A 25,151-nucleotide genomic window follows, 5' to 3' on the forward strand; every position below is an offset into this window, starting at 1 on the left:
GCGGCTTGACCGGCGAACCGGTCCTTGCCGTGATGGTTTCCGCCTGAACTGCAGCGACCCGCAGCCCACCCGGTCTCCTCCGCACCAACCACTCGTCATGATCTCGCTTCGGTGCAGCGGATGGGTGGGAGAATCGCATGGTGGCGGAGTGGGGGGATAAGAAATTTCGGTGTGCTCGCTTTTGCCCTTCCCACCTGCCGTCATCCCGGCGAAAGCCGGGACCCAGTGCACGGGCCGATCCACCCGCGCGAGCACGTCCGACCTTGCTGTGATGGACCGGATGGGGTCGTGCCCAGACCAACCGTTCGAGCAGTGGGTCCCGGCTTTCGCCGGGATGACGGCTAGTGGGTGGGTTAGATCGGGACATGGCAGCATCTAGATGATGGTGGTGGAGGTGGTTGGTCAGGAGACGATCAGGTCCCAGAGGTCGTCCCATTGTGGGTTGGTTTCCTCGATCAGCTCCACCTTCCACGCTCGACGCCATTCCTTGATCCGCTTTTCACGAGGGATCGCGGACTCGGCATTGCCGTGTTCCTCGAACCAGACCAGTTTCGTCACGCCGTATCGGGCGGTGAAACTGTCGGCGATGGCATGGGTTCGGTGTTGGTAGACGCGCGCAACACGGTTCGACGTCACGCCAGTGTAGATCGTGCCGCGCTTGCTGCTTGCCATCATGTAGACGAAGAACTGCTTGCCCACCTGCGCCCCCGAAACATCGGATCGACGCAGGTGGACGCCGTCAACATCAGCAGGCCTAAGCCGCCTGCCTCCCGTACTTGCTCGCCACTTCCTCAGCCAACCGCCCGCTGATCTCCGCCAGGTGGTCGAACTCCTGTTCGAAACTGCCCACGCCCGCCGTCGCCGAGCGCAGTTCGATGATCAGGTCCTGCATCTCCGCCGCTGGAACATACGCGTGGATGTCGTCCCAGCCGTCCCAGCCATCGCGGGTGTCGGAGCCGACGATCTGGCCGCGTCGGCGCGGGAGGATGGCGTTGATGCGCGCCGTAGCTTCGCTCGGGCAATGCACCGTCACCTCCATGACCGGCTCGAGCAGCACCGGCTCGCATTGCGGCATGCCTTCGCGCATGCCGATCTGCGCCGCCTGCCGGAACGCCATGTCTGAGGAGTCGACGGTATGATACGAGCCGTCGGTCAGCGTCACGGCCACGTCGACCACGGGGAAGCCGAGTGGGCCGCCCATGTCGAAATACTCGCGGACGCCTGCTTCGACCGAGCTGATGTACTGGCGTGGCACCACGCCGCCGGTGATCTTTTCGTCGAAGCCGAGCCCGGCGCCGCGCGGCAGCGGCTTGATGGTCAGCACCACATCGCCGAACTGGCCGTGACCGCCCGACTGCTTCTTGTGCCGGCCGCGGATGTTGGCGGATTTCTTGATGGTTTCGCGATAGGCGATGCGCGGCACCGAGGTGGTGACCGGCACGCCATAGCGGTTGGTCAGCCGCTCGATGACCACCCGCAGGTGCATCTCGCCGTGTCCCTCGAGCACGGTCTCGCCGGTCTCGGGCACGTGCGTGAGCCGCAGCGACGGGTCCTCCTCGAGGATGCGCTGCAGAGCGGTGGAAAGGCGGACGTCGTCCTTGCGCTCCTTTGGCGATACGGCGATCGCCATCATCGGCACGCTCTCGGGCGGTGGCATCAGGTCGGGCACCATGCGGCCGGCCGACAGGGTATCGCCAGTGCGGGCCGCCTCGACCTTGCCAAGGGCGACGGTCTCGCCTTCCTTCGCCGCCTCCCGCTTTTGCGTCTCCTGGCCCATGACCCGGAAGATACCCGACACCTTGCTTTCACGGCCATCGGCGGAGCGGAGCGTCGCGCCATCGGCGACACTGCCGCTGAGCACACGGGCGACGCACATCTTGCCGCTGCGGGCAGTCTGCATGGTCTTCATGATCTGGACCACCGTGCCGGTGCCATCGGCGAGGCCGAGGCGGGCTCGCGTTTCCTTAACCGTCGGCGCCTCGTGGCGGATCGCCTTGAGCAGGCGGGTGATACCGTTGCCGTGCTCGGCCGAGCCGATGAACACCGGGCAGATCTTGCCGGCGCGCATCTCCTCGACCAGGTCCTTGAAGATCAGGTCCTTTTCCGGCGCCACGTCCTCCAGCAACTGCTCCATCAGCACATCGTCGAAATCGGCGATCTGCTCGAGCATCGCGGTGCGAGCGGCGACCTCGTCGGCCTTCTCGCCATCGGGCAGGGCGACGATCTCGCTCTCCTTGGCCTCGTGATAGACATGCGCCCGCTCAAGCGCGAGGTCGATGCAGCCGGTGACGACACCGCCCTTGGTCATCGGCAACTGGCGCAGCACCAGCGGCACGCGGCTCGCCGGCTGCAGCATCGTGAGGATGTCGCGCACGGGGCCCGAGAGCCGGTCGATCTTGTTGAGGAAGACGAGGTGGGGCAGCTGGCGCGCCTCGAGATCCCTGAGGATCAACTGCAAGGCGGCGACCTTCTTGGGGTCGGCTTCCGCCACCACCACCGCCATGTCGGCGCCGGCGAGGACGGGCAGGCCCTCATATTGGAACTCCACCGAGCCGGGGCAGTCGATGAACGTGTAGCGGTCGCCCATGAACTCGGTTTCGGCGACGTTGACCTCGACGCTCATGCCGTTGGAGCGGGCCTCCGGTGCGGCATCGCCCACCATGTTGCCGTCCTTGGCGTGGCCTTGTCGGGTGATGGCCCCAGTGCGCATCAGGATCGCTTCGAGCAGCGAAGTCTTGCCGCTCGCGAACGGCCCCACCAGCGCGATGCACCGGGGCCCGGCTTGTCTGCCGTTGTCGTTTGCCATCTACTCCTCCTGGGTTCGTGATTTGTTCCTCTGGCGACGTCCTCCCCGGTGCGTGTTCCTCGCACCGTTGAGGCGCGTCCGCACCGATACTGTAGCGCTCCAGAGGGGCTGAGCCAATCGGCGTCGGGGGGCTGTGGATCACCGAGGCTACCCCGGTGGAAGGCGGCGCGCACCAGCCCTGCAGAGAGCACCCTTCCCAAACCCCGAGTCCGGTGGTAATCACCCTCGCCAACCCGCAGCCGGACGTCGAGTCGTTCCCACTGCGGGCTTCCGTTTTTCTGATGCTCAGAAGGGAAGGGCCCGACCCTTGGCGAAGATCATTACTTCCATCACCGGCGATAGCGCACTGACGTTCGACGACGTGCTGCTGCAGCCTGCGCGCTCCGACGTGCTGCCGACCGATGTCGACATCCGCACGCGGGTGACCAAGGACATCTTCCTCAACATCCCGATCCTGTCGTCCGCCATGGACACGGTGACCGAGAGCCGCATGGCGATCGCCATGGCGCAGGCCGGCGGCATGGGCGTGATCCACAAGAACCTCGACATCCTGGTGCAGGCCGAACACGTCCGCGCGGTGAAGAGCTTCGAAAGCGGCATGGTGGTGAACCCCATCACCATCGGCCCCGACGCGACGCTGGCCGACGCGCTGGCGCTGATGGAGGCTAACCACATCTCCGGCATTCCGGTGGTGGAGAATGGCGGCGCGGGCGGCCGGAAGATCGGCAAGCTCGTCGGCATCCTCACCAACCGCGATGTGCGCTTCGCCACCAACCCGCGCCAGCGCATCGCCGAACTGATGACGCACGAAAACCTCGTGACCGTTCGCGACGGCGTCAGCAAGGACGAGGCCAAGCGCCTGCTGCACGCCCATCGCATCGAAAAGCTGCTGGTGGTCGATGACGAGGGCCGCTGCGTCGGGCTGATCACGGTCAAGGACATCGAGAAGGCACAGCTCAACCCGCACGCGGTGAAGGATGCGCAGGGGCGGCTTCGCGTCGCCGCGGCGACCGGTGTCGGCGATGCAGGCTTCGAGCGCTCGCTGGCACTGATCGATGCGGGCGTCGACCTCTTGGTGATCGACACGGCGCATGGCCATTCGTCGGGCGTGCTGAAATCGGTGGAGCGGGTGAAGCGCGAGAGCAATTCGACCCGCATCGTTGCCGGCAACGTCGCGACCGCCGAGGCCACTCGCGCGCTGATCGAGGCGGGTGCGGATTCGGTGAAGGTCGGCATCGGGCCGGGTTCGATCTGCACCACCCGCATCGTCGCCGGTGTCGGCGTACCGCAGCTGGCGGCCGTCATGGCCTGCGCCGAGGAAGGCGACAAGCACGGCATTCCGGTGATCGCCGATGGTGGAATCAAGTTCTCAGGCGATCTGGCCAAGGCATTGGCCGGTGGTGCTTCTTGCGCGATGGTGGGTTCGCTTCTTGCCGGCACCGACGAGAGCCCGGGCGAGGTCTACCTCTACCAGGGCCGCTCCTATAAGTCGTATCGCGGCATGGGCTCGGTGGGCGCCATGGCCCGCGGCTCGGCCGACCGCTACTTCCAGCAGGAAGTGCAGGACAGCCTGAAGCTGGTGCCCGAGGGCATCGAGGGCCAGGTGCCGTATAAGGGCGCTGCCGGCAACGTGCTGCACCAGCTGGCGGGCGGCCTGCGGGCGGCGATGGGCTACACGGGTGCGCCGACGCTGCAGGATTTCCGCGAGAACTCGGTGTTCGTGAAGATCTCGGGCGCCGGGCTCAACGAGAGCCACGTGCACGACGTCTCGATCACTCGCGAGAGCCCGAACTACCGCGGCGGCAACTGATGCGGCTGCCCGGCCGGATCGCTGCCGCCATCGATGTGCTCGCCGATATCGACGCGCACAAGCGCCCGGTCGCCGAGGCGCTGAAGGCCTGGGGGCTCAACAACCGCTTTGCCGGCGCGGGCGACCGCGCCGCCATCGGCAACCTGGTCTACGACGCGCTGCGCCGGAAGAGTTCGCACGCCTGGGCTATGGGCTCGGACGCGCCGCGCGCGCTGGTGCTGAGCGTGGTGCTGCGCGAGTGGGGCGAGAACATCGAGGAGCTGAACCAGAGCTTCGGCGGTGATCGGTTCGCGCCAGCACCGATCGATGCGGATGAGGCAGCGAAGCTCACGGCGGCAGATCCGCTGGCGGGCGCGCCGGACCATGTGCGCGGCGATGTGCCGGAATGGGTGGCGCCGCACCTCGCCGAGAGTTTTGGCGAGGACTGGGTGACCGAGGCGCATGACCTCGCCGGCCGGCCGCCGCTCGACCTGCGCGTCAACACCCTGAAGGCCAATCGCGACAAGGCGCTGCGGGCGCTCGTTCGGTTTGCGCCGGATGCGACGGTGATCATCCCTGACGGCATCCGCTTTCCGGCTGGCGAGCGCGACAGCCGCACGCCGAACGTGCAGAGCGAGGAAGGCTACATCAAGGGCTGGTTCGAGGTGCAGGACTTCGGCAGCCAGATCGTCGCGGCGCTGGCCGGCGCGCGCGGTGGTGAGCAGGTGCTCGACCTCTGCGCCGGGGCAGGGGGCAAGACCCTCGCCATGGCCGCTGCGATGCAGAACCGTGGCCAGATCTTCGCCTATGACAGCGACCGGACCCGGCTCGCCCCGATCTATGATCGTTTGAAGCGCGCCGGCGCCCGCAACGTGCAGGTCCGCGCGCCGGGTGAGGGTGTGCTCGACGATCTCGTGGGCAAGCTCGATCGCGTCGTGGTCGATGCGCCGTGTACCGGCTCGGGCACCTGGCGGCGCCAGCCGACGGCGAAATGGAAGCTGACGCCAGAGCAGGTGGCGGTGCGCGTCGAAGAGCAGCGCGCCATCCTCATCGAGGCGGCGAAGTACGTGAAGTCGGGCGGCACGCTCGTCTACATCACCTGCTCGGTACTGCCGGCCGAGAACGCCCTGCAGGCGACGGCTTTCCTCGAGGCCAACCCGGACTTCAAGGCGATCGCCGGCAACAAGCAGTGGATGAGCCATTTCTCCGGCTCGAAGCTGCGCGCCCGGTTCTCGCCGGAGGGTGGCGTGGCGCTGACCCCGCACCTTACCGGCACCGACGGGTTCTACGTTATCGCGATGCAGCGGGGCTGAGATGGCACGGGATGAAGACAGCGGCGTCCCACTGGTCGCCGTCGTGAGCGTCGGCTCGATCGCATTCCTGCTGATCGTCGGGGCGGTGATCTGGTTCGCCATCCCGGGCATCAGCGCCCGGCACCACTTCGTCTCGCCCTCGGGTCGTATCGCGTTGGATATTGGCGAGCAGTGCGGCGAGACGGCGTGCGAGCGGCGAGTCATCGCCGAAACCACGACGCCCGATGGCAGCAAGTCGCGCCGGGGGTGCCATTTCAGCCTGACCCAGACTCACGCCGTGCTGCTCAACGCCCATCCGCTGTGGTCCGCCGACGAGCAAACCGTCGACATCGTCTATGCCGATGCCGAAGGGCAGGGCGGCAAGTTCCCGCTGGATATTGCTGCGGATTGCACGATCACGGAGTGAGGCGCCTGCCTTCTCCCACAAGGGGAGAAGAAGGTGACCCGACTGAGGGATCGGCGTCCTGCTCCGGCCCCTAGTGCAATTCCCGCGAAATCGCTTCCCCCAGCGCCAGCCGGGTGAAGCTGACCTCTAGCCCTTCGCCGGTGGGGGAGCAGGTCATCGGGCCGACTTCGACAGTCTCGCCCATGCTCAGGTAGCAGAGGCGGACCAACTGCCAGTTACCATCGGGCTCGCGCAGTTGCACCCGTAGTGCCTCGGCATGGCGCGTCAGTCGCAGCGTTACCGACGCATCGGCTGCCCCTCCGAGCTTCAGCACCGACCAATCCGACTGGTCGTCGCGCGTCACCACCACCGAGAAGTGCATCGCCCCGTCGGTGAACTCGACGCCGCACTTGAGCCAGTTCTCGCCATCGACGAACAGCATGGCCCCGGCCTGATCGTATAGGCGCTGGTAGCTGGCCGAGAACGTCAGCTCGAAGCTGAAATCGCCGCTGACCTCGGTGGCGCGGAAGTGTCCGTTCTCATGCTTGAAGCCGTAGAAGGTGTTGTTCCAGTAGTCGGTGTCCTTGCCGGTCCGGACCAGCAGCGTGTCGCCGCGCTCCTCGTAGAAGGGCGGCTGGTTGCGCCAGAAGCTCTTGCCGGCCTTCATCGGATCAACCTGCCGCCGGAGAAAGCGTGGGGGAGGCGGCGCCACGCCGCTCCTTGCCGCGCGCCCAGCGGATCATCGGGTTTTCCACCAGATGATAGGACAGGTGCGCCACGGTGAAAGTGATCACCGTGATGATGGCGCAGGTGACGACGAAGCGCGTCGGGTCGCTTGCCTTGCCGTGATCGATCAGCGGATCCCAGTAGACCCGCACCAGCTCGAGCACCGGATAGTGCCAGATGTAGATGCCGAACGAGATGCGCGCCACGTAGCGAGTGGCTGGGTTGTCGAGGAGGCTGCCCACGAAGACGCTGGACGGGGCAGCCGAGAGAAACAGCCCGATCGCCAGCACGAACCACGGGAAGCCGTAGGGCACCCCGAGCCAGCCCCAGCCATCGGGGGTCTCGGCCGTCGTCTGCACAGCGATGAGGTAGAGCGACCAGCCGATCGCCGCGATCGCCACGGCGTCGAACAGCATGTTGCGGTACTGCGCCCAGCGCACCTGCAGCCCGGCGGCCAGGGCGCCGATGGCGAACATGGCGAAGAAGGCAAAGGGATTGAAGCGCGGCATCCAGGTCTTGGCGCCGCCGATCAGGCCGAAATCCCAGCCGCGCTGGTGCATGTCGACGCGGTAGTATCGGGTGAACAGCCAATGTGCGACCAGCGCCAGCCCGATCACCCCCACCCACAGCAGCCGCGATCGCCAGCCTTTGCCCACCCAGTGGCCGGCGAGGAACAGCAGGGCGAAGCCAAGCGGCAGCAATACGTATGAGGTCACCTCGAAGCTGATCGACCAGAGCGGGCCGTTCACCTCGACCGGGAACAGCGTCACCCAGTGCCAATCGGCGACGGTGAAGATGCCGGCGAACAGCCGCAGCACCAGTTGCCCATCCAGCTTGGCGCCGAACACGGTGATCGACAGCACGAAGGTGACGAGCAATGCCAGCCAGAAGCCGGGAAGGATGCGGGCAGCGCGGCGCATCGCGTAGGTGGCGAGCGAGGGGGCGGCCTCGCCACGATCCAGCGCCTGCCAGAACGGCCGCGCCAGGAGGAACCCCGAGAGCACGAAGAACATCGCCACGCCAAACGTGCCGATCCACGCGAACACGCGAAACCACTCGACGGCGCCAAGATTGTCGTTCCAGCTCATGCGCTGCGCCAGATGGTGGAACAGCACGGTGAGGCAGGCGGCGGCGCGCACGAAATCGGCACCATTCAGGCGGTTGTCAGTCATCGGTTCCCCTCATACCGCAGCTCCGCATCTGCTGTGCGGATAACGCTGCAATCGATTACATTTGCCACTGCCAGTCCGGGCCGCGCAAGCCCCATCGGCTCCTCCAGCGGTCAGTGCGGCGTCGGCCGCCTGCATTTCGACGGTGCCGCGCTGGCGTTGACGCCAATGAGCCGCGGTGAACAGTATGCGTCGGGCTCGTGGAAAACATGAGGACAGCAGCATTTCTCCTGGCGGGCGTGACCTGCGATGACGGCGTTGCATCGCATTGCGAGGCGCTGATCGAGGGACTGCGCGACAATGGGTGGCGCGTAGTCATTATTTCCGGCCCTGTGCAGTACGACGCGTCCTCGAAGTTGCGGTTCGATCGGCTGAACGAGATCGCGGCGGCCTGGATCGTCCGCGAGCGCGGCAACATGAGGGTGCCGGCTCCGGGACGCCTGCGAACCCTGTTGCGCGAGCTTAAGAAGTACGACGTGGAGGTACTGCACGCGCACGGCTTCTCGATGCTGCTGATCGCGCGAGCGTTGGGCTGGCTGGCGAAGCTCCCGGTCGTCGCGACCTTTCACCCTTCGGTCCACATCGCCCGTGGCGCGCAGGATGCTCAACGGAGCCAGTTCGCAAATCCCCGCCGCTACCGGTCGGTGCTGCGCCTGCTTCCGCCGGCCCGGTTCCTTGCCCTCTCCACTGAAATCGAGCGCTTTCTGATCGACGCCTGCGGCGTCCCTGCTGAGCGCGTTTCGAAGATCCTCGCGGGCGTCGACGTCGACCATTTTCGCCCGCCGACCCTCGAGGAACGGCAGGCTGCGCGCCGAGCCCTCAGGTGCAGCGATCAGGCGCTGGTTTGTTCCATCGTCGGACGGCTGAGCTGGAACAAGGGCCACGATCTCGTCATCGACTCGTTGCGGCAGGTCCGGCAGGCCCTAGCCGAGCGCGAGTTGCGGTGCTTGATCGTTGGCGGCGGCTACCAGGAGGAGGAGATACGCGACGTCGCCCACCAGTCGCAGGCCGACACCGAGCTGTTCAGCTTCCTCGGCTTTGTCACTGACTTGCGCCAGGTCTACTGGGCCTCAGACCTGTTCCTGCTGCCAAGCCGTGTCGAGGGATTTGCCCTCGTCGTGGCCGAGGCCATGTGCTGCGGCGCCGTGCCGATCCGTACACCCAGTGGCGGAGCGCTCGATCAGATCCGCGACGGCTGGAACGGACGGTTGGTCCCTTTCGACGACGCCGACAAGTTGGCCGAGACCATCCTGGAGCTTTCCGATGCGGGCACGCTGCAGCAGATGTCGGTCAACGCCGCGGAGTTCGGCCGCGCCCAGTTCGACCGCAGCGTCATGGCGCGCAGATCGGCCGAAGTGTACGCAGATGTCACGATGCCAGGCGCATCGTCAGGCAGGTGATGTCGTCGGCCTGCTCGGCCCCGGCTGCGAATGCATCGACGTCGGCGAAGAAGCGCGCGGTCAGATCGGCAGGGGGCAAATGGCCGTACTCGTCGAGCAGCGCTTCGAGGCGGGCGTTGCCGAACTCTTCGACATCCGGGTTCATGGCTTCCGTCACCCCGTCGGTGAACAGGACCAGCGTGTCGCCGGGACTGAGCGCAACCCTCGCTGAACCAGCCGGCCGCGTTCTACATGGTGCGCAGCGGCAAGGTCGCGGTGCGGCTGGAGGAGCGCCACGGTGATCGCGGAGACCGACTGCGTCGTCGTTCCGATCAGCGAGAAGCAATTCCTGTTCATGGTCGGCGAAGCGCCTTACTTCGGCCTGAGCGTGATGCGGGTGCTCGTCGAACGGCTTCGCCAAGCCACCAAGCCATGCCCGGCGCCTGACGATAGCCTTCTTACGGCCCTGCCTTTTCGGGATTGCACGAGATGACGACCATGCTGGACGAACTGCTGCGGGGCCTTTCCAACCCGGTGATACTGTTCGGCCACTTCACCTATTTCCTGCTTATCATCTCCATGCTGATGCGGCGGATGGTGGCGCTGCGTATCCTCGCGGTCGCCTCCGGCGTCGCCAAGATCGTCTACCGCGCCTTCTTCGTGTTCGATCCGGTCAGCGTTCTGTGGGAGACGATCTTCGTGCTCGTCAACATCGGGCAGCTCCTGATCATCTGGTACTACGAGTACCACCATCGCTTCGCCGAGGAAGAGCAGCACTTTGCCGAGAACATGCCCGAAGGCGTCGACCGCAGTGCCATCAAGCGGCTGCTCGATCTGTCGGACCTCGAGCGATATGAGGCCGGCGCGGTTCTCACCACCGAGGGCGAGCCGGTGCAGCGGCTGATGTACCTGGCCGACGGCATCGTCAAGATCGAGCATGGCGACCGGGTGGTGGCCATCTGCGGGCCCGGCGACTACATCGGCGAGCTGAGCTTCCTTTCCGGCAAGCCGGCCAGCGCCACCGCCACGGTGGCGAAACCGGCGCGGATCCTGGTGTTCGACCAGACCCGGCTCAACACCGCGGTCGAAGCGGACCCGCAACTGCGGCGGACGCTGGAATCGGCGCTCAACCGCAACCTCGCGGGCAAGCTGGTGCGCTCTAACGCCGTGGAGGGTGTCGGGCAGACCGCCTAGTGCGAACGTCCGATATCGACTTGCCGGGGCAAGACTTGCGGAATCCCCGGCCGCGCTTTATTTCCCGCCCATGACAGACATCGCCGCCGCCCCCGCCGAGTCCATCCTCATCATCGATTTCGGGTCCCAGGTGACCCAGCTGATCGCGCGCCGCCTGCGCGAGACCGGCGTCTACTGCGAGATCCATCCGTTCCAGAGCGCCGCCGAGGCTTTCGCCCGGCTGCAGCCCAAGGGCGTGATCTTCTCGGGCGGTCCCGCCTCGGTGACCGACGAGGGCAGCCCCCGGGCGCCGCAGGAAGTGTTCGACAGTGGCGTGCCGATCCTCGCCATCTGCTACGGCCAGCAGACGCTGGCGCTGCAGCAGGGCGGCAAGGTCGAAGGCGGCCACGCCCGCGAGTTCGGCCGGGCCGATGTCGAGATCAAGGAGCCGAGCCCGCTGTTCGACGGGCTGTGGCAGGTCGGCGGGCGCTATCCGGTGTGGATGAGCCACGGCGATCGCGTCACCGAGCTGCCCGAGGGCTTTACCGTTGTAGGCACCTCCGAGAACGCCCCGTTCGCCATCGCGGTCAATGAGCGCAAACGCTACTACACCACGATGTTCCACCCCGAGGTGGTGCACACGCCGGATGGCGGCAAACTCCTCGCCAACTTCGTGCACAACATCGTGGGCCTGAAGTCCGACTGGACCATGTCGGCCTATCGCCAGCGCGCCGTCGACAAGATCCGCGCCCAGGTCGGCAAGGGCAGGGTGATCTGCGCGCTGTCGGGCGGCGTCGATAGCTCGGTGGCGGCGATCCTGATCCACGAGGCGATCGGCGAGCAGCTCACCTGCGTGTTCGTCGACCACGGCCTGATGCGGATGAACGAGGCCGACGAAGTCGTCTCGATGTTCCGCGATCACTACAACATTCCGCTCGTGCATGTTGATGCCGCTGACAAATTCATCGGCGCGCTCGAGGGCGAGTCGGACCCGGAGACCAAGCGCAAGACCATCGGGCGACTGTTCATCGAGGTGTTCGAGGAAGAGGCCAAGCGCATCGGCGGCGCGCAGTTCCTGGCGCAGGGCACGCTCTATCCTGATGTCATCGAGAGCGTCAGCTTCTCGGGCGGCCCCTCGGTCACCATCAAGTCGCACCACAATGTCGGTGGCCTGCCGGCGCGCATGAACATGCAGCTGGTGGAGCCGCTGCGCGAGCTGTTCAAGGACGAGGTCCGGGCGCTGGGCCGCGAGCTCGGCCTGCCGGACCGCTTCGTCGGCCGCCATCCGTTCCCTGGCCCTGGCCTCGCCATCCGCCTGCCGGGCGGTGTGACGCGTGAGAAGCTCGATATCCTCCGTCGCGCCGACGCCATCTATCTCGACGAGATTCGGAAAGCCGGGCTCTACGACAAGATCTGGCAGGCCTTCGCCGTACTGCTGCCGGTGCAGACCGTCGGCGTGATGGGCGACGGCCGCACCTACGAGTTCGTCTGCGCGCTCCGCGCCGTGACCTCGGTCGACGGCATGACGGCGGACTTCTTCCCCTATGACATGAACTTCCTCGGCCGCGCCGCCACCCGCATCATCAACGAAGTGCGCGGCATCAACCGGGTGGTCTACGACGTGACGTCGAAGCCGCCCGGCACGATCGAGTGGGAGTAATCCCGGAACCCGAGGGCATCGACAAAGCCGGCTTGCCCCCGGCCCCGGCATCCTCGTCCGTACATAGTTCCCGGATGGTGCGCCTCGCCTATCTCGCCGCCGGCTTCCTGCTGCTCACGCTGGGCATCATCGGTGCGTTCCTGCCGCTGATGCCGACCACGATCTTTGTCATTCTCGCCGCCGGCTGCTTCGCGCGTTCTTCGGCTCGGCTCGAGAACTGGCTGCTTCGGTACCAGCGCTTCGGCCCGATGATCGTCGCCTGGCGGACCGAGCGCGCTATTCCGCGCCGCGCCAAGGTGCTGGCTGCGATCGGCATGGTGCTCGGCTACACGGCCTTCCTCATCGGCGCGCGGCCTGGCCTGCTGCTGAACCTGTGCGTGCTGGCGATCTTTGCCGGCTGCGCGTGGTACGTGCTGTCGAGGCCAGAGCCGTCGAACTAGCCTTTCACCCGGATACTCACATTGCCGCTGCCATGCTCCTGCACCAGGCGGTAGAGCTGGCGGGCATTCTCGGTGGAGAGCCGCACGCAGCCGTGCGAGGCGGCGCGGCCGAGGCGCTTGACCTCGCTGGTGCCGTGGATGGCGTAGCCGCCGTGAAAGAAGATCGAGTAGGGCATCGGGGCCCAGTCGTATTTCTTGGAGTGGTATTTCTTGTACATCCGCTGCACGCCATAGCGCCCCTTGGGCGTGGCATAGCCCTTGCGGCCGGTGGAAACGTCGAAACTGTAGGTCGGCTCGCCCCCTACCAGGACGCGCATATGCTGATCAGAGATATCGATGACTATGGAAACGTCGGCGGCGGCGACTGGCGTTGCAACGACGAGGCAGGCAACAAGAAGTAAAACACGACGCAACATCTTGATATACTCTGCATTGGCGCTGACGAAAGCTTGGCTTATGCCGGTTGCAGAGCTGTTAAGATCGCATCTCGCATGTGCGCCCTCACGCGCTCGTGACCCGCTGGGAGCAAGGTGCGCAGGGCGTTTGCATTCGCGCGGTCGCCTCACTATGGTGCGGCCGAATTCGACCCCCGTTCCGCTTGAGCTACATGTCCAACGAAAACATCATCCGTGAGATCGACGAGGAACTGCGCAGCGATCGCATGCGCAGCCTGTGGCGCAATTTCGGCCCCTACGTCATCGGCGCAGCCGTGGCCATCGTGCTCATCGTTGCGGTCAACGAGGGCTGGAGCTGGTGGCAGAACTCCAACTCGTCGAAGTCCTCGGATCAGTTCTACGCAGCGCTGACGCTCGCGGACGGCACCGATGCCGCTGCTGCGAAGAAGGCGCTCGACGACGTGATCGCCGCGGGCCATGGCGGCTATCCGACGCTGGCGCGCTTCCGCGAGGCCGCGTTGCTCGCACAGGGCGGCAAGACCGCCGAGGCGGTTGCTGCCTATGATGCGCTGTCGACCAGCGAATCCAACGCCCACGTCCGCGAGCTGGCGCTCGTTCTCGCCGCCAACCTGCTCGTCGACGGCGGCGATGTCGCCCAGGTCGAGCAGCGCGTCGGCGGTCTCGTCAGCGGCACCAGTCCGATGCGCAACGCCGCGCGCGAGGCGATCGGTCTCGTCAAGTACAAGGCCGGCGATCTCGCCGGGGCTCGCCAGAGCTTCGAGGATGCGGTTAACGATCCGCAGGCCAGCCAGGAACTGCGCGGCCGGCTGAACATCTATCTGGCCCAGCTGGTCGCCGAGGGCGTTGCCGCTCCGGTCGCCGATGCGGCCGCTGCCGAAACGCCTGTCGTGGTCGATCCCGCCGCTGCCGCCGCCGCCGAGACATCGGTCGGCGATGGTCCGGCGCTCGACACCGCCCCGGCCCCGGAAACCGCGCCTGCCATGGAAGCCGCCCCGGCGATGGAAGCGGCACCCGCCATGGCTCCGGCTACCGAACCCGCGCCGGCCGCGGACGCACCTGCCGCTCCCGCGAACTAAGTTCGCGTCGGCCTACTTGTACTGGGGTCTCGCTTGACCGTTACCGTCGCCATTGTCGGCCGTCCCAATGTCGGCAAGTCGACGCTGTTCAATCGGCTGGTCGGCCGCAAGATCGCGCTCGTCGATGACACGCCGGGCGTGACCCGCGACCGCCGCGAAGCCGAGGGTCGCATCGCCGACCTGCGCTTCAAAGTGCTCGACACCGCCGGCTATGAGGACAAGACCGACGGCTCGCTTGAAGACCGGATGCGCCAGCAGACCGAGATCGCCATCCGCGATGCCGACGTGATCCTCTTCATGATCGACGCGCGGGCAGGGGTGACCCCGCTCGACGAGCGTTTTGCACAAGTGCTGCGCCGAGCCAGCAAGGACGTGCACCTGATCGCCAACAAGGCCGAGGGCAAGGCCGCAGATCCTGGCCTGCTCGAAGCCTACAACCTCGGCTTCGGCGAGGCCGTGGCGCTGTCGGCTGAACACGGCCTCGGCCTCTCGGACCTACACGCGATCGTCTCGAAGGCTGTCGATGCAGCCGCCGAGAAGGCCGCAGGCGTCGCCGCGCTGTCCGAAGACCTGATGCCGGAGGTCGATGTCGACCTGCCGCCCGACGACGGCTCGACCGAGGAGGGGCCGGCCAAGCGTTGGGACCCCAAGCGATTCCTCAACGTCGCCATCATCGGCCGCCCGAACGCCGGAAAATCGACGCTGATCAACCGTATGGTCGGCGAAGAACGGCTGCTGACCGGCCCCGAGGCCGGCATCACCCGCGATTCGATCCTCGTGCCGTGGGAATACAATGGGCGCACCATCAACCTGGTCGATACCGCCGGCATGCGCCGCAAGGCGCGCATCGAACAGAAGCTCGAAAAGCTGGCGGTCGGCGATTCCCTCCGCTCGATCCAGTACGCCGAAGTCGTCGTGCTGCTGCTCGACGCGCAGATCCCCTTCGAAAAGCAGGACCTGACCCTTGCCGATCTGGTCGAGCGCGAAGGCCGCGCCATGGTGATCGCGGTCAACAAGTGGGACACCATCGAGGACAAGAACAAGGCGCTGAGCGAGTTGCGCGAGCAGCTCGAGCGCTACCTGCCGCAGCTCAAGGGCATCCCGCTTGTCACCATTTCGGGGCTGCAGGGCCGCAACATCGACAAGCTAATGGCTGCGATCTTCGCCATCGAGAGCAAGTGGAACAGCCACGTCTCGACAGCGCGGCTCAATCGCTGGCTCGCCGGCATGACCGAGAGCCATCCGCCTCCGGCCGTCTCCGGCCGTCGCCTGAAGCTGCGCTACATGACGCAGGCCAAGATCCGCCCGCCAAGCTTCATCCTGTTCGCATCGAGGCCCGAAGCGCTGCCGAATGCCTACCAGCGCTACCTGGTGAACGGCATGCGCGAGGCCTTCGACATGCCCGGCACGCCCATCCGCCTCTGGGTGCGCGGCGGGAAGAACCCATTCGACAAGTCGGACAAGTAGGGCGGACGGCTAGGGGCGCACCGTGTGCCGCTCTTACGAGGTCCCGCTGGCGAAGGCGGCCATCGAGCTGAAAAGTACGGTGTGCGGAAAGAACGGATCTGGCTCGGGGTGCAGGTTCCAAGTCAGGTGAACCCTGGCCACTCTTCCATCGTCGAGCTCAGCGAGAACGTCGTCGCGCCTGAAATGTTTGGCAACGATCCTCAAAGGCACGTTCTTGAGGACATGGGCTGGGCACAACTCCGCCTGCAGTTCAACAGTCAGCAGATGGACGTTGGTGACGTCTACGGCTATCCAGCCGTCGGGCAAGGATGCACCGTCATGCATGATCGAGCCCTCCCATCGGACGCAGGAGACTGCTGGTAACACGATCGCAGAGCGCCGGCACCCACCTCTTTGGGGGACCATCGCGTGACACTGTCACCGCTCATTGCGCCCCCTGCCAACCACCCGCTATAACTGCCGCCTCCCAAGCGACCCGATGCTGAGTGCGGGGCCGCAACTTTGAAACGACATTGTTCTTAGAAATCCTGATTGTCGCCGTCCTGACGCTGGTCAACGGCCTGCTTGCAATGAGCGAACTGGCGGTGGTTTCGTCCCGCCCGGCTCGCCTGAAGGTCCTCGCCGCTGAAGGCAAGCGCGGCGCCACGGTGGCGCTGAAGCTGCAGGAGGACCCCGGCAAATTCCTCTCCTCGGTGCAGATCGGCATCACCCTCGTCGGCGTGTTGTCCGGCGCCTTCTCGGGCGCGACGCTTGGCGACCGGCTGGGCGATACGCTGGCCGCCGCGGGTATCGATCCCGGCATTGCCACCCCGCTCGGGGTCGGCATCGTCGTCATCATCATCACCTACCTCCAGCTGATCATCGGCGAACTGGTGCCCAAGCAGATCGCGCTTCGCGATGCCGAGGGCGTCGCTGCACGCGTGGCGCCAGCCATGGCGTTCATTGCTTCGATCGCCGCGCCGCTGGTCTGGCTGCTCGACGTTTCGGGACGGCTGGTGCTGCGCCTGATCGGCCAGAGTGGAGAGACCGACGAGCGGGTGACCGACGAGGAAGTGAAGACCCTGATCGCCGAGGCCGAGCACGCCGGCGTGCTCGAGACCGAAGAGCGGCACATGATCTCGGGCGTCATGCGCCTTGCGGACCGTTCGGCCCGCGGCCTGATGACCCCGCGCCTCGATGTCGAGCTGATCGACCTCAGCGAGACGCAGGAGGAGATGATCGAAAAGCTCCGCGCCACCCGGCACTCGGTGCTGCCGGTGCAGGACGGCGCGGTGGATTCGATCGTCGGCGTGATCGTCCGCAAGGACCTGGTCGAGAACGTGCTCTCCGCGACGCCGCTCGATGTGCGCACGCTGGTCAAGCAGGCGCCCGTGGTGATGGACCGCTCGAGCGCGCTCGACGTGCTGAAGGCGCTGCGCGGCTCGTTAGTGCACATGGCGCTGGTGTTCGACGAGTACGGCCATTTCGAAGGCATCGTGACCCCGGGCGACATCCTCGAGGCGATCACCGGCGCGTTCCAGGAAGAGGAAGGCGACGAGAAGGCCTATGTCACCCGCGAGGACGGATCGTTCCTCGTTTCGGGCTGGATGCAGGTCGACGAGTTCCAGGCGCACCTGGGTGTGCCGGTTCCGAAGGACGCCAAGTTCGAGACGGTGGCGGGGTTCGTGCTCGCCGAGCTCAATCACCTGCCGGATGTCGGTGAAACCTTCGAGCGCGGCCACTGGCGCTTCGAGGTGCTGGACCTCGATGGCCGCCGCATCGACAAGGTGCTGGTGACGCGGCTGCCCTAAAGCGCCGTCAGTTCCGACTTTTCCCAGTCGAACAGCATGCGGTTCTCGGTGAAGCCGGGCTCGATCATGTCGATCAGCTTGGGCGCCAGCGCCGCGGGGCGCGGCAGCGTGTCGGGGTCTTCGCCCGGCATCGCCTGGGCCCGCATCGCAGTGCGCACGGCGCCGGGATAGAACACATTGACCCGCACCGGCGTGGTGCCGCCGATCTCGGCGGCGTAGCTCTTGGCCAGCGCTTCGACCGCCGCCTTGCTCGCGGCATAGGGGCCCCAGAAGGCCCGCGCCGAGCGCGCCGACGAGGCTGAGACGAATACCGCCCGGCCGGCTTCGGACTGCCGCAGCAGCAGGTCGAGCGAGCGGATCAGCCGGTAGTTCGAGGTGACGTTGAGCGCCATCAGCTTGTCGAACGCCTTGGGCTCGACATGGGCGACGGGCCGCAACTCGCCCAGCATGGCGGCATTGGCGACGAACCCATCGAGATGCCCCCAGCGCTCGAAGATGGCGTGGCCGAGCCGGTCGATGCCGTCGCCGTCGCTGAGGTCGAACGGCACCAGCGTTGTCGAGCTGCCGGCCTTCTGGATCTCGTCGTCGAGTTCTTCGAGCCCACCCACCGTGCGCGCCACCGCGATCACGTGCGCGCCGCGCCGTCCCGCCTCGAGCGCCGCATGATAGCCGATACCCCGCGACGCGCCGGTGACGAGGACGATCTTGCCGGCGAGGGAGTTGGTGGTCATGCGTGCGGGTTCCGTTGGCTTCGGCGCGGTTCTAAACACAGGGGCGTCGTGGCGAAAGTAGAATTTCCGGCGGCGGTGCGGCGGATGGTCCCGTCAAGCCAGTGCGGCAAGAGCCCCCCACCCCTGTCCCCTCCCCGCAAGGGGGAGGAAGACCAAAACACCGATGTCAGTGTAGGCGTCCCCTCCCCCCTTGCGGGGAGGGGACAGGGGTGGGGGATCTTTAGGACTGGATCAGCAAACGAGACACATGGGCCTTGTAGAAGGCCTCAGCTCGCTTCCTTCATCAGCGACAGCGTCTTGGGGTCGTTCTTGCTGCGGCCGTTGAGGTCGGTGAGCATGGTCGGGTAGTCGCCGGTGAAGTGGTGGTCGGTGAACTGCGGGCTGAGCGGATTGCGCTTCACCCCGCCGACCGCGTCGTAGAGCCCATCGATCGAGAGGAACGCCAGCGAGTCCGCGCCGATGAACCGGCACATCGACTCGAGGTCGGGGTGCTGGTTGGCAAGCAGGTTCTCCGGATCCGGCGTGTCGATGCCGTAATAGTCCGAGTGAAAGATCATCGGGCTGGCGACGCGGATGTGCACTTCCTTGGCGCCGGCTTCGCGGATCATCTGCACGATCTTCACCGAGGTGGTGCCGCGCACGATCGAATCGTCGATCAGCACGACGCGCTTGCCCTCGATCTCGGCGCGGTTGGCCGAGTGCTTGAGCTTGACGCCGAAGGCGCGGATCGACTGCGTCGGCTCGATGAAGGTGCGGCCCACATAGTGGTTGCGGATGATGCCGAGCTCGAACGGGATGCCGCTCGCCTGCGCAAAGCCGATCGCTGCGGGGGTGCCGCCATCGGGCACCGGCACCACCACGTCGGCCTCGACCGGCGCTTCCTTGGCGAGGTTGATGCCCATGCGCTTGCGCGCCGAATAGACCGGGCGGCCGGCGACGATGGAGTCCGGCCGGGCGAAGTAGACATATTCGAACAGGCAAATCCGCTCGGGCTTGGGCGCGAACGGCTTCACCGAGTCGATGGTGATGCGGCCATCCGGCTGGATTTCGCAGATCACCACCTCGCCGTTCTCGACATCGCGCACGAACTTGGCGCCGATGATATCGAGCGCGCAGGTCTCGGACGCAAAGATCGGCTTGCCGTCGAGATCGCCGAGGACCAGCGGGCGGATGCCGTTGGCATCGCGAGCCCCGATCAGCTTGGTGCGGGTCATAGCGACAAGCGAGAAGGCGCCTTCGAGGTGCATCAGCGCATCGACGAAGCGGTCGGACGAGGCGGCCTTCTTCGAACGGGCAATGAGGTGGAGTACCACCTCCGTGTCCGAGGTCGACTGGCAGATAGCGCCCTGCGCGATCAGCTGGCGGCGCAGCGTCAGGCCGTTGGTGAAGTTGCCGTTATGGGCGATGGCGATGCCGCCGACTTCCAGTTCGGCGAATAGCGGCTGCACGTTGCGGAGGATCGTTTCGCCGGTGGTCGAGTAGCGCACATGACCCATGGCAAGGTGGCCGGGGAGGCGGCCGACGGTCGCGGGATCGGTGAAGTGATCGCCGACGAGGCCCAACTGGCGTTCGGAGTGGAACTGCTTGCCGTCGAAGCTGACGATACCAGCTGCTTCCTGGCCGCGATGCTGCAGGGCATGGAGCCCGAGCGCGGTAAGCGTGGCGGCTTCCGGATGGCCGAGGATGCCGAACACGCCGCACTCCTCGCGTAGCGTATCATGGTCCCATTCCGCGATCGGCTTGGCGTTTTGGGTCAAGTGGGCACCTCGGGTTCAGAGCGGGCCAAAGAAGACGGGACCGCAAATGCGGCCCCGGTCACAGATATGCAATGCGCTCACCCGAAATTCATCAGGTGTTGGTCGCAGCCCCATCGGCGGGCGGCTCGAGCGGCGCGTCGTTTTCCAGCTGATCCGTGCCCTCTTCATTGGGCACGTCGGCATCGGGCGTCGGCACATCGTCGGGCGAGGTGTCATCGCCTGTGCCGCCGCCGGCGCCACGCTGCAGGATATCGGTGACCTGCTTTTCGAGGTCGGGCGGCAACAGGCTGATGAGGCTATCGCCGAAATTCTTGAGGATCGGGAGCGAGCGCGATTCGGCCGCCCAGGACGGCAGGTTCGACGGCATCAGCCACAGCCCGAAGATCACCACGATGACCGCGATCAGCACGCCGCGGGCGACGCCGAAGATGAAGCCCAGCGTGCGATCGAGCGGCCCGATACGGCTGTCGACGACGAAATCGGCGATCCGCATGGTGATGAGATGGAGGATGATCAGCGCCACGATGAAGGTGCCGAGCACCGTCACGATGTCGGCCACGATCGGCTCGGCGATGTAGCCGCGCGCGATTTCCTTGTGGTTGAAATAGGCATAGGCGGCGATGGCCGCGGAGCCCGCCCAGGTGGCGAGCGACAGCACTTCCCGCGTGAAGCCACGGGCCGTAGCCAGGATCGCCGAGATCAGGACGAGAACGCCGATGCCGACGTCAAATGCAGTCAACATGTAGAAAATCCGCCCGTGCGACCCGCTTCAAAATCCCGTGTAACCGCTAATCGTGGCAAAGCCAAGCGTCGAGGAAGCGCCGCATAGCCGATCTTCACGGAAAGCAGGAAGCGTGGCCAAACCGCTACTCCGCCGCCTGCTTCTGGCCGCGAGCGGCGATGCGTCCGATGAGCTCGGCAAGCTCGGCATATTCGCCCACGGCGATGCCGTTGGGCACGTCGCCCTTGCCCAGCCGGCCGGTCACCGCGCCTTGAAACCCGAGCTTTTGCGCCTCGCGCAGCCGCTGCGCCGCATGCGCCACCGGCCGCACGCCGCCGGCCAGCGAGATCTCGCCGAAATAGACATTGCTCGAGGGCAGGGGCGAGCCGGTGAGCGAGGAAATCAGCGCCGCCGCCACCGCAAGGTCAGCCGCGGTTTCGTTGATCTTCAGCCCGCCCGCGACATTGAGATAGATATCGTTGGCGCCGATCCGCACACCGCAGCGCGTTTCGAGAACGGCGAGCACCATCGACAGCCGCGACGAGTCCCAGCCGATGACGGCACGGCGTGGTGTGCCGAGCGGCGAGGGCGAGACCAGCGCCTGGATTTCGCACAGCACCGGGCGCGTCCCCTCCATGCCGGCGAACACTGCGGAGCCTGCCGCGTCCTTGTCGCGCTGGTCGAGGAATAGGGCGGACGGGTTGGCGACTTCGCGCAGGCCAAGCGTCGACATCTCGAACACCCCGATCTCGTCGGTAGCGCCGTAGCGATTCTTCATGCCGCGCAGGATGCGGAAGGTGTGGCTGGCATCGCCCTCGAAATACAGCACCGCGTCGACCAGGTGCTCGACGACGCGCGGACCGGCGATCTGCCCGTCTTTGGTGACATGGCCGACCAGCACGACGGCGGCGCCGGATTTCTTGGCAAAGCGCGTCAGCGCCTGCGCCGAGGTGCGCACCTGCGTGACCGTGCCGGGCGCGCTCTCGACCCGGTCGGTCCACAGCGTCTGGATCGAATCGATGATTACGAGGTCGGGGGCAGGGCCGTTCTGCAGCGTGGCGAGGATGATCTCGACATTGGTTTCGGACGCCAGCAGCACTTCGCGATCGCCCAGCCCTAGCCGCTGCGCGCGGAGCCGAATCTGCGCCACTGCTTCTTCGCCAGAGACGTAGACGACGCGCCGGCCGCGCTCGGCCATCGCCGCGGCAGCCTGCAGCAGCAGCGTGGATTTGCCGATGCCCGGGTCGCCACCAACGAGGACCGCGGAGCCCATCACGAAGCCGCCGCCGGTGACCCGATCGAGCTCACCGATGCCGGTGACGACGCGTGCCGCCGTCTCGGTTTCACCGGCCAGCGGCAGCAGCGCAATCGGGCGCCCGCCGGCAACTGCCGATTTCGGCCCGGCGCCGACACCGGAATCGACGATCTCCTCGACGATGGTGTTCCACTCGCCGCACGCTTCGCACCGCCCCTGCCAGCGTGTGGTTGCCGCGCCGCAGGCCTGGCAGACATAGGAGGTTTTGGTACGCGCCATGAGATGCCCCGATAGGCGATGAGAGGTAGCGGAGTATCGGCGCGAAGGCAAGAACGAAGAGTGAACGATGGTGCCGAGACATCCGACAGCCAGCGGCTTCCGGATGCGCGGTGGTCGAGCGGGGTCGCGATCTTCAAAAATCTCGGCGTCGTGGCGCCGCTCACCTCCAGCCATCCTCCCCCGTCAGAGGGGGAGGTGCCGCATCGAGTGTTCGGCACCTGTGGTGCCGGTCGAGGAATCGGGAGTGATCAGGGGCGAGCAACCGTTGCCGTGTCGCGGTCGGCCCTTGGCCACTCTCCGATTACCTCATATCGGCCTTGTCCATAGAAGCTCCGCACCAGCGCGAAGCCCTCGACGCGCAGGGTTGGCGGGTGTTCGAGCACCGTTTCGGGGGCGCTGACGCGGTCGTACAGGAGGGTGAGGTGGAAGGCCTCGCTCGGGTCCGAGCGGGCCTCGAAGCCGCGCTCAAGCATGCCCCAGCGCAGCAGGCGTGACAGGTCGACCAGTGGCGTATCTGATCCGGGCGTCAGCACCATCGGTGGCGCGCCGACGCGGCGTTTGAAGCTCATCAATTTGGTCAAGGCGATGTCGAACGGCGTGAAGCCGATCGAGTCGCCGGTCGACATTGCGGTCGCGAGATCCGGGCCCGACAGCTCCTGGTAGAAGCCGACGCCGACCAGCGAAATGTGAAGCGTCGTCGCCGGCAGCAGCCCGGCCGAGATGCCGTGCAGCCGCTGCTGGTCGGTGACGATGGCCTGCAGCGCCGGCCGCAGCCTGCCGCCCACCAACACAGCGAAAAACACCGGGTCGCGGCCCTGCCGCGGTGGCACCTTGATGGATTTGAACGGCCGGGTTTCGCTGGCAAACATCGACAGCTGCGGCAGATCGGTCATCTCATGGTCCTCCGTTTAGGGAGAAGCAGGGAACCATTGAGGCAAAACGCGAGTCAAGAACAAAACAGGAACATAGGCCTTGATGCCCGCCGTGCTGCTCCTGCACGGATTTCCGACCTCGGCGCTTTCGCGACGTCATCCCTCGTTGGTGAGGGAGGCTTACGTCGTGGCGCCCGATCTGCCGCCTCGCTCATGCGCGAGTTCATCGGGCGAACGCAGCCGGCCCGGTAATCCTTATCTGGGGTGAAATGAGTTCAGTTCAAGCGTTGGCAATCGTCGACTTCTGCGTAAGTTCCGCAGCCCTTGGCCAAAGCAACAGGAGCGAGGGATGACACAGCACGCAGCGGTAATCGCCGGAGGCGGTCCGACGGGGATGATGCTGGCGGGTGAACTGGCGCTGGCCGGCGTCGATGTCGCCATCGTCGAGCGGCGCCTGGACCAGGATGTGCTTGGTTCGCGGGCAGGGGGGCTGCACGCCCGGACACTCGAGGTGCTGGATCAGCGCGGCATTGTCGAGCGGTTCCTCGCCGAGGGACAGAAGGTGCAGGTGACCGGGTTTGCCGGGGTCATGCTCGACATCAGCGGCTTCCCGACGCGCCACCCCTACACGCTCGGGCTTTGGCAGAAGCACATCGAGCGGATCCTCGGCGGCTGGGTCGCCGAGCTGGCGGTGACGAGCTATCGCGGCGTCGAGGTGACCGGCTGCACGCAGGACGACACCGGCGTGGACGTCGCGCTCAGCGATGGCCGGTCGCTGCGGGCGGATTATCTCGTGGGCTGCGACGGCGGGCGCAGTGTCGTGCGCAAGGCGGCGGGCATCGAATTCCCCGGATCGGATCCCACCGTCAGCAATCTGATTGCGCAGGCCGAGCTTGCCGAGCTGCCGCCGGAATGGGGCATCCGCCGCGATGCCATCGGCCTCCACTCCATCGGCCGGGTGAACTACCAGATCCGCGATGGAAAGATCGTCTATGCGGATGAAGGGCCGGTCGGCGTCATGGTGACCGAGCGGCAGCTGGGGGAGGCGGGTGAGCCGACCCTGGGCGATCTCAAGGAGGCGCTCATTGCCGTCTATGGCACCGATTACGGGATCCACAGTCCCACCTCGATCAGCCGGTTCACCGATGCGGCCCGGCAGGCCGCTTCCTACCGGAAGGGACGGGTATTGGTCGCGGGCGATGCCGCGCACATTCATCCGCCCGATGGTGGACAGGGTCTCCAGACCGGCGTGCAGGATGCGCTCAATCTCGGATGGAAGCTGGCCCAGGTGATCAAGGCGACCTCGCCCGAAACCCTGCTCGACACCTATCACGCCGAACGTCACCCGGTGGGTGCACGCGTGCTGCAGCACACCATGGCCTCGGTCGCGCTGCGCCGTGAGGACGATCGGACGAAGGCGGTGCGTGACACCATGGCCGAACTGCTCGGCATGGAGGAGCCGCGGCTGCGCTTCGCCGGAATGCTGACGGGGCTGGGGATTCACTACGACCTCGGCGAGGGCCATCCCCTGCTCGGCCGTCGCGTGCCCGACCTCGATATCGTCACCGCCGACGGGCCGCGGCGCATGTTCAGCCTGCTGCATGGCGCGAGGCCAGCACTCCTGAACTTCGGCACGCCCGGCGACCTGGACATCACGCCATGGGCCGATCGGGTCCAACTGGTCGACGCCAGTTACTCGGGGACGTGGGAGTTGCCGGTGCTTGGGGCGGTCAGCGCTCCCACCGCCGTGCTGGTTCGGCCCGATGGCTACGTCGCCTGGGTGGGCGAGGGAGGCCGGCAAGGCCTTGCCGAGGCGCTCACGACCTGGTTCGGCCCGCCCGTCGGCTAGATGCAGCAGGCGCCGACGGGGCTGGACTTACCCCGTCGGCGCCGACCAAACTCGCTTGAATTTACGCCGTTCGCCGAAACCTCCCCACAAGGTCGCCG

At 66.2% G+C, this 25,151-nt stretch carries 24 protein-coding genes; 12 read left to right on the forward strand and 12 right to left on the reverse strand.

Annotated elements, in window-relative coordinates; translation table 11 throughout:
* Positions 1–402 precede the first annotated feature (402 nt).
* Together AC1DV8_RS13870 and AC1DV8_RS13875 are read right to left on the reverse strand one after the other, a co-directional pair.
* Positions 403–699, reverse strand: a complete 297-nt coding sequence (locus AC1DV8_RS13870; RefSeq protein ID WP_477157849.1) for a GIY-YIG nuclease family protein — start codon at positions 697–699, stop codon at positions 403–405.
* Positions 700–754: 55 nt separating this feature from the next.
* Complete coding sequence (locus tag AC1DV8_RS13875; RefSeq protein WP_477151373.1) at positions 755–2,806, reverse strand: elongation factor G; 2,052 nt, start codon at positions 2,804–2,806, stop codon at positions 755–757.
* A gap of 307 nt (positions 2,807–3,113) precedes the next feature.
* Here AC1DV8_RS13875 and guaB point away from each other — a divergent pair, with 307 nt between their 5' ends.
* From guaB to AC1DV8_RS13890, 3 genes are read left to right on the forward strand one after another with little or no spacing between them, the layout of a single operon-like run.
* Positions 3,114–4,616 carry an IMP dehydrogenase gene (gene guaB / locus AC1DV8_RS13880; protein ID WP_477151372.1) on the forward strand — a complete coding sequence of 501 codons (1,503 nt, stop codon included), beginning with the start codon at positions 3,114–3,116 and terminating at the stop codon, positions 4,614–4,616.
* Positions 4,616–5,908 (forward strand): RsmB/NOP family class I SAM-dependent RNA methyltransferase, encoded by a 1,293-nt coding sequence (locus AC1DV8_RS13885; RefSeq protein WP_477157850.1) that lies wholly within the window; start codon positions 4,616–4,618, stop codon positions 5,906–5,908. The genes guaB and AC1DV8_RS13885 overlap by 1 nt, the downstream gene beginning before the upstream one ends.
* A gap of 1 nt (position 5,909) precedes the next feature.
* Positions 5,910–6,314: a hypothetical protein gene (locus AC1DV8_RS13890; protein WP_477157851.1), complete on the forward strand. Its 405-nt coding sequence runs from the start codon at positions 5,910–5,912 to the stop codon at positions 6,312–6,314.
* 70 nt (positions 6,315–6,384) lie between these two features.
* On the opposite strand, the gene AC1DV8_RS13895 is transcribed toward AC1DV8_RS13890, so the two are convergent.
* Both AC1DV8_RS13895 and AC1DV8_RS13900 read right to left on the reverse strand, forming a co-directional pair.
* On the reverse strand, positions 6,385–6,960 hold the full coding sequence (locus tag AC1DV8_RS13895) for a DUF1349 domain-containing protein (protein WP_477157852.1): 576 nt from the start codon (positions 6,958–6,960) through the stop codon (positions 6,385–6,387).
* Positions 6,961–6,964: 4 nt separating this feature from the next.
* Positions 6,965–8,191, reverse strand: coding sequence for an acyltransferase family protein (locus AC1DV8_RS13900; RefSeq protein WP_477157853.1), 1,227 nt, complete (start codon positions 8,189–8,191; stop codon positions 6,965–6,967).
* Between the two features lie 206 nt (positions 8,192–8,397).
* On the opposite strand from AC1DV8_RS13900, the gene AC1DV8_RS13905 reads away from it, so the two are divergent.
* On the forward strand, positions 8,398–9,588 hold the full coding sequence (locus tag AC1DV8_RS13905) for a glycosyltransferase family 4 protein (RefSeq protein ID WP_477157996.1): 1,191 nt from the start codon (positions 8,398–8,400) through the stop codon (positions 9,586–9,588).
* On the opposite strand, the gene AC1DV8_RS13910 is transcribed toward AC1DV8_RS13905, so the two are convergent.
* Positions 9,557–9,913 carry a PP2C family protein-serine/threonine phosphatase gene (locus AC1DV8_RS13910; RefSeq protein WP_477157997.1) on the reverse strand — a complete coding sequence of 119 codons (357 nt, stop codon included), beginning with the start codon at positions 9,911–9,913 and terminating at the stop codon, positions 9,557–9,559. The genes AC1DV8_RS13905 and AC1DV8_RS13910 overlap by 32 nt on opposite strands.
* On the opposite strand from AC1DV8_RS13910, the gene AC1DV8_RS13915 reads away from it, so the two are divergent.
* The 4 genes from AC1DV8_RS13915 to AC1DV8_RS13930 all read left to right on the forward strand — a co-directional run bounded on the left by AC1DV8_RS13915 (position 9,866) and on the right by AC1DV8_RS13930 (position 12,840).
* Positions 9,866–10,060, forward strand: coding sequence for a hypothetical protein (locus tag AC1DV8_RS13915; RefSeq protein WP_477158004.1), 195 nt, complete (start codon positions 9,866–9,868; stop codon positions 10,058–10,060). The two genes, AC1DV8_RS13910 and AC1DV8_RS13915, sit on opposite strands and share 48 nt — an antisense overlap.
* Entirely contained in the window at positions 10,057–10,761 is a 705-nt protein-coding gene (locus tag AC1DV8_RS13920) for a Crp/Fnr family transcriptional regulator (RefSeq protein WP_477151362.1), read from the forward strand. Before AC1DV8_RS13915 ends, AC1DV8_RS13920 begins: the two co-directional genes overlap by 4 nt.
* 70 nt (positions 10,762–10,831) lie before the next feature.
* Positions 10,832–12,400, forward strand: a complete 1,569-nt coding sequence (guaA, locus tag AC1DV8_RS13925) for a glutamine-hydrolyzing GMP synthase (RefSeq protein ID WP_477151361.1) — start codon at positions 10,832–10,834, stop codon at positions 12,398–12,400.
* 74 nt (positions 12,401–12,474) lie between these two features.
* Positions 12,475–12,840 carry a YbaN family protein gene (locus tag AC1DV8_RS13930; protein ID WP_477157854.1) on the forward strand — a complete coding sequence of 122 codons (366 nt, stop codon included), beginning with the start codon at positions 12,475–12,477 and terminating at the stop codon, positions 12,838–12,840.
* Here the strand turns inward: AC1DV8_RS13930 and AC1DV8_RS13935 are convergent.
* Complete coding sequence (locus AC1DV8_RS13935; RefSeq protein ID WP_477157855.1) at positions 12,837–13,256, reverse strand: L,D-transpeptidase; 420 nt, start codon at positions 13,254–13,256, stop codon at positions 12,837–12,839. The genes AC1DV8_RS13930 and AC1DV8_RS13935 overlap by 4 nt on opposite strands.
* A gap of 191 nt (positions 13,257–13,447) precedes the next feature.
* On the opposite strand from AC1DV8_RS13935, the gene AC1DV8_RS13940 reads away from it, so the two are divergent.
* Together AC1DV8_RS13940 and der are read left to right on the forward strand one after the other, a co-directional pair.
* Complete coding sequence (locus tag AC1DV8_RS13940; protein WP_477157856.1) at positions 13,448–14,332, forward strand: tetratricopeptide repeat protein; 885 nt, start codon at positions 13,448–13,450, stop codon at positions 14,330–14,332.
* A 33-nt stretch (positions 14,333–14,365) separates the two neighbouring features.
* Positions 14,366–15,799, forward strand: coding sequence for a ribosome biogenesis GTPase Der (gene der, locus AC1DV8_RS13945; protein WP_477157857.1), 1,434 nt, complete (start codon positions 14,366–14,368; stop codon positions 15,797–15,799).
* A 33-nt stretch (positions 15,800–15,832) separates the two neighbouring features.
* On the opposite strand, the gene AC1DV8_RS13950 is transcribed toward der, so the two are convergent.
* Positions 15,833–16,123, reverse strand: a complete 291-nt coding sequence (locus AC1DV8_RS13950; RefSeq protein ID WP_477157858.1) for a hypothetical protein — start codon at positions 16,121–16,123, stop codon at positions 15,833–15,835.
* Positions 16,124–16,326: 203 nt separating this feature from the next.
* On the opposite strand from AC1DV8_RS13950, the gene AC1DV8_RS13955 reads away from it, so the two are divergent.
* On the forward strand, positions 16,327–17,589 hold the full coding sequence (locus AC1DV8_RS13955) for a hemolysin family protein (RefSeq protein WP_477157998.1): 1,263 nt from the start codon (positions 16,327–16,329) through the stop codon (positions 17,587–17,589).
* On the opposite strand, the gene AC1DV8_RS13960 is transcribed toward AC1DV8_RS13955, so the two are convergent.
* The 5 genes from AC1DV8_RS13960 to AC1DV8_RS13980 form a co-directional block, all read right to left on the reverse strand.
* Complete coding sequence (locus tag AC1DV8_RS13960) at positions 17,586–18,320, reverse strand: SDR family NAD(P)-dependent oxidoreductase (protein WP_477157859.1); 735 nt, start codon at positions 18,318–18,320, stop codon at positions 17,586–17,588. The genes AC1DV8_RS13955 and AC1DV8_RS13960 overlap by 4 nt on opposite strands.
* A gap of 266 nt (positions 18,321–18,586) precedes the next feature.
* A complete protein-coding gene (gene purF, locus AC1DV8_RS13965; RefSeq protein WP_477151355.1) occupies positions 18,587–20,077 on the reverse strand; it encodes an amidophosphoribosyltransferase in 1,491 nt (496 codons plus the stop codon).
* A 91-nt stretch (positions 20,078–20,168) separates the two neighbouring features.
* Positions 20,169–20,819: a CvpA family protein gene (locus tag AC1DV8_RS13970; RefSeq protein ID WP_477151354.1), complete on the reverse strand. Its 651-nt coding sequence runs from the start codon at positions 20,817–20,819 to the stop codon at positions 20,169–20,171.
* Positions 20,820–20,943: 124 nt separating this feature from the next.
* Positions 20,944–22,332, reverse strand: coding sequence for a DNA repair protein RadA (gene radA / locus AC1DV8_RS13975; RefSeq protein ID WP_477157860.1), 1,389 nt, complete (start codon positions 22,330–22,332; stop codon positions 20,944–20,946).
* A gap of 248 nt (positions 22,333–22,580) precedes the next feature.
* Positions 22,581–23,225 (reverse strand): 2'-5' RNA ligase family protein, encoded by a 645-nt coding sequence (locus tag AC1DV8_RS13980; protein ID WP_477157861.1) that lies wholly within the window; start codon positions 23,223–23,225, stop codon positions 22,581–22,583.
* A 328-nt stretch (positions 23,226–23,553) separates the two neighbouring features.
* On the opposite strand from AC1DV8_RS13980, the gene AC1DV8_RS13985 reads away from it, so the two are divergent.
* Positions 23,554–25,053, forward strand: coding sequence for an FAD-dependent monooxygenase (locus tag AC1DV8_RS13985; protein ID WP_477157862.1), 1,500 nt, complete (start codon positions 23,554–23,556; stop codon positions 25,051–25,053).
* The last annotated feature ends 98 nt before the right edge of the window (positions 25,054–25,151 follow it).

This window comes from Devosia sp. P3_B2 (assembly GCF_056402875.1).

Bases quoted from the DNA above. Each gene is read 5' to 3' on its own strand.
- AC1DV8_RS13895 (WP_477157852.1), bottom strand. From the start codon at position 6,960: ATGAAGGCCGGCAAGAGCTTCTGGCGCAACCAGCCGCCCTTCTACGAG.
- AC1DV8_RS13935 (WP_477157855.1), bottom strand. From the start codon at position 13,256: ATGTTGCGTCGTGTTTTACTTCTTGTTGCCTGCCTCGTCGTTGCAACG.
- AC1DV8_RS13905 (WP_477157996.1), top strand. From the start codon at position 8,398: ATGAGGACAGCAGCATTTCTCCTGGCGGGCGTGACCTGCGATGACGGC.
- AC1DV8_RS13985 (WP_477157862.1), top strand. From the start codon at position 23,554: ATGACACAGCACGCAGCGGTAATCGCCGGAGGCGGTCCGACGGGGATG.
- AC1DV8_RS13940 (WP_477157856.1), top strand. From the start codon at position 13,448: ATGTCCAACGAAAACATCATCCGTGAGATCGACGAGGAACTGCGCAGC.
- AC1DV8_RS13930 (WP_477157854.1), top strand. From the start codon at position 12,475: ATGGTGCGCCTCGCCTATCTCGCCGCCGGCTTCCTGCTGCTCACGCTG.
- guaA (WP_477151361.1), top strand. From the start codon at position 10,832: ATGACAGACATCGCCGCCGCCCCCGCCGAGTCCATCCTCATCATCGAT.
- AC1DV8_RS13875 (WP_477151373.1), bottom strand. From the start codon at position 2,806: ATGGCAAACGACAACGGCAGACAAGCCGGGCCCCGGTGCATCGCGCTG.
- AC1DV8_RS13950 (WP_477157858.1), bottom strand. From the start codon at position 16,123: ATGCATGACGGTGCATCCTTGCCCGACGGCTGGATAGCCGTAGACGTC.
- AC1DV8_RS13970 (WP_477151354.1), bottom strand. From the start codon at position 20,819: ATGTTGACTGCATTTGACGTCGGCATCGGCGTTCTCGTCCTGATCTCG.
- AC1DV8_RS13885 (WP_477157850.1), top strand. From the start codon at position 4,616: ATGCGGCTGCCCGGCCGGATCGCTGCCGCCATCGATGTGCTCGCCGAT.
- AC1DV8_RS13920 (WP_477151362.1), top strand. From the start codon at position 10,057: ATGACGACCATGCTGGACGAACTGCTGCGGGGCCTTTCCAACCCGGTG.
- AC1DV8_RS13980 (WP_477157861.1), bottom strand. From the start codon at position 23,225: ATGACCGATCTGCCGCAGCTGTCGATGTTTGCCAGCGAAACCCGGCCG.
- AC1DV8_RS13890 (WP_477157851.1), top strand. From the start codon at position 5,910: ATGGCACGGGATGAAGACAGCGGCGTCCCACTGGTCGCCGTCGTGAGC.
- AC1DV8_RS13960 (WP_477157859.1), bottom strand. From the start codon at position 18,320: ATGACCACCAACTCCCTCGCCGGCAAGATCGTCCTCGTCACCGGCGCG.
- AC1DV8_RS13900 (WP_477157853.1), bottom strand. From the start codon at position 8,191: ATGACTGACAACCGCCTGAATGGTGCCGATTTCGTGCGCGCCGCCGCC.
- radA (WP_477157860.1), bottom strand. From the start codon at position 22,332: ATGGCGCGTACCAAAACCTCCTATGTCTGCCAGGCCTGCGGCGCGGCA.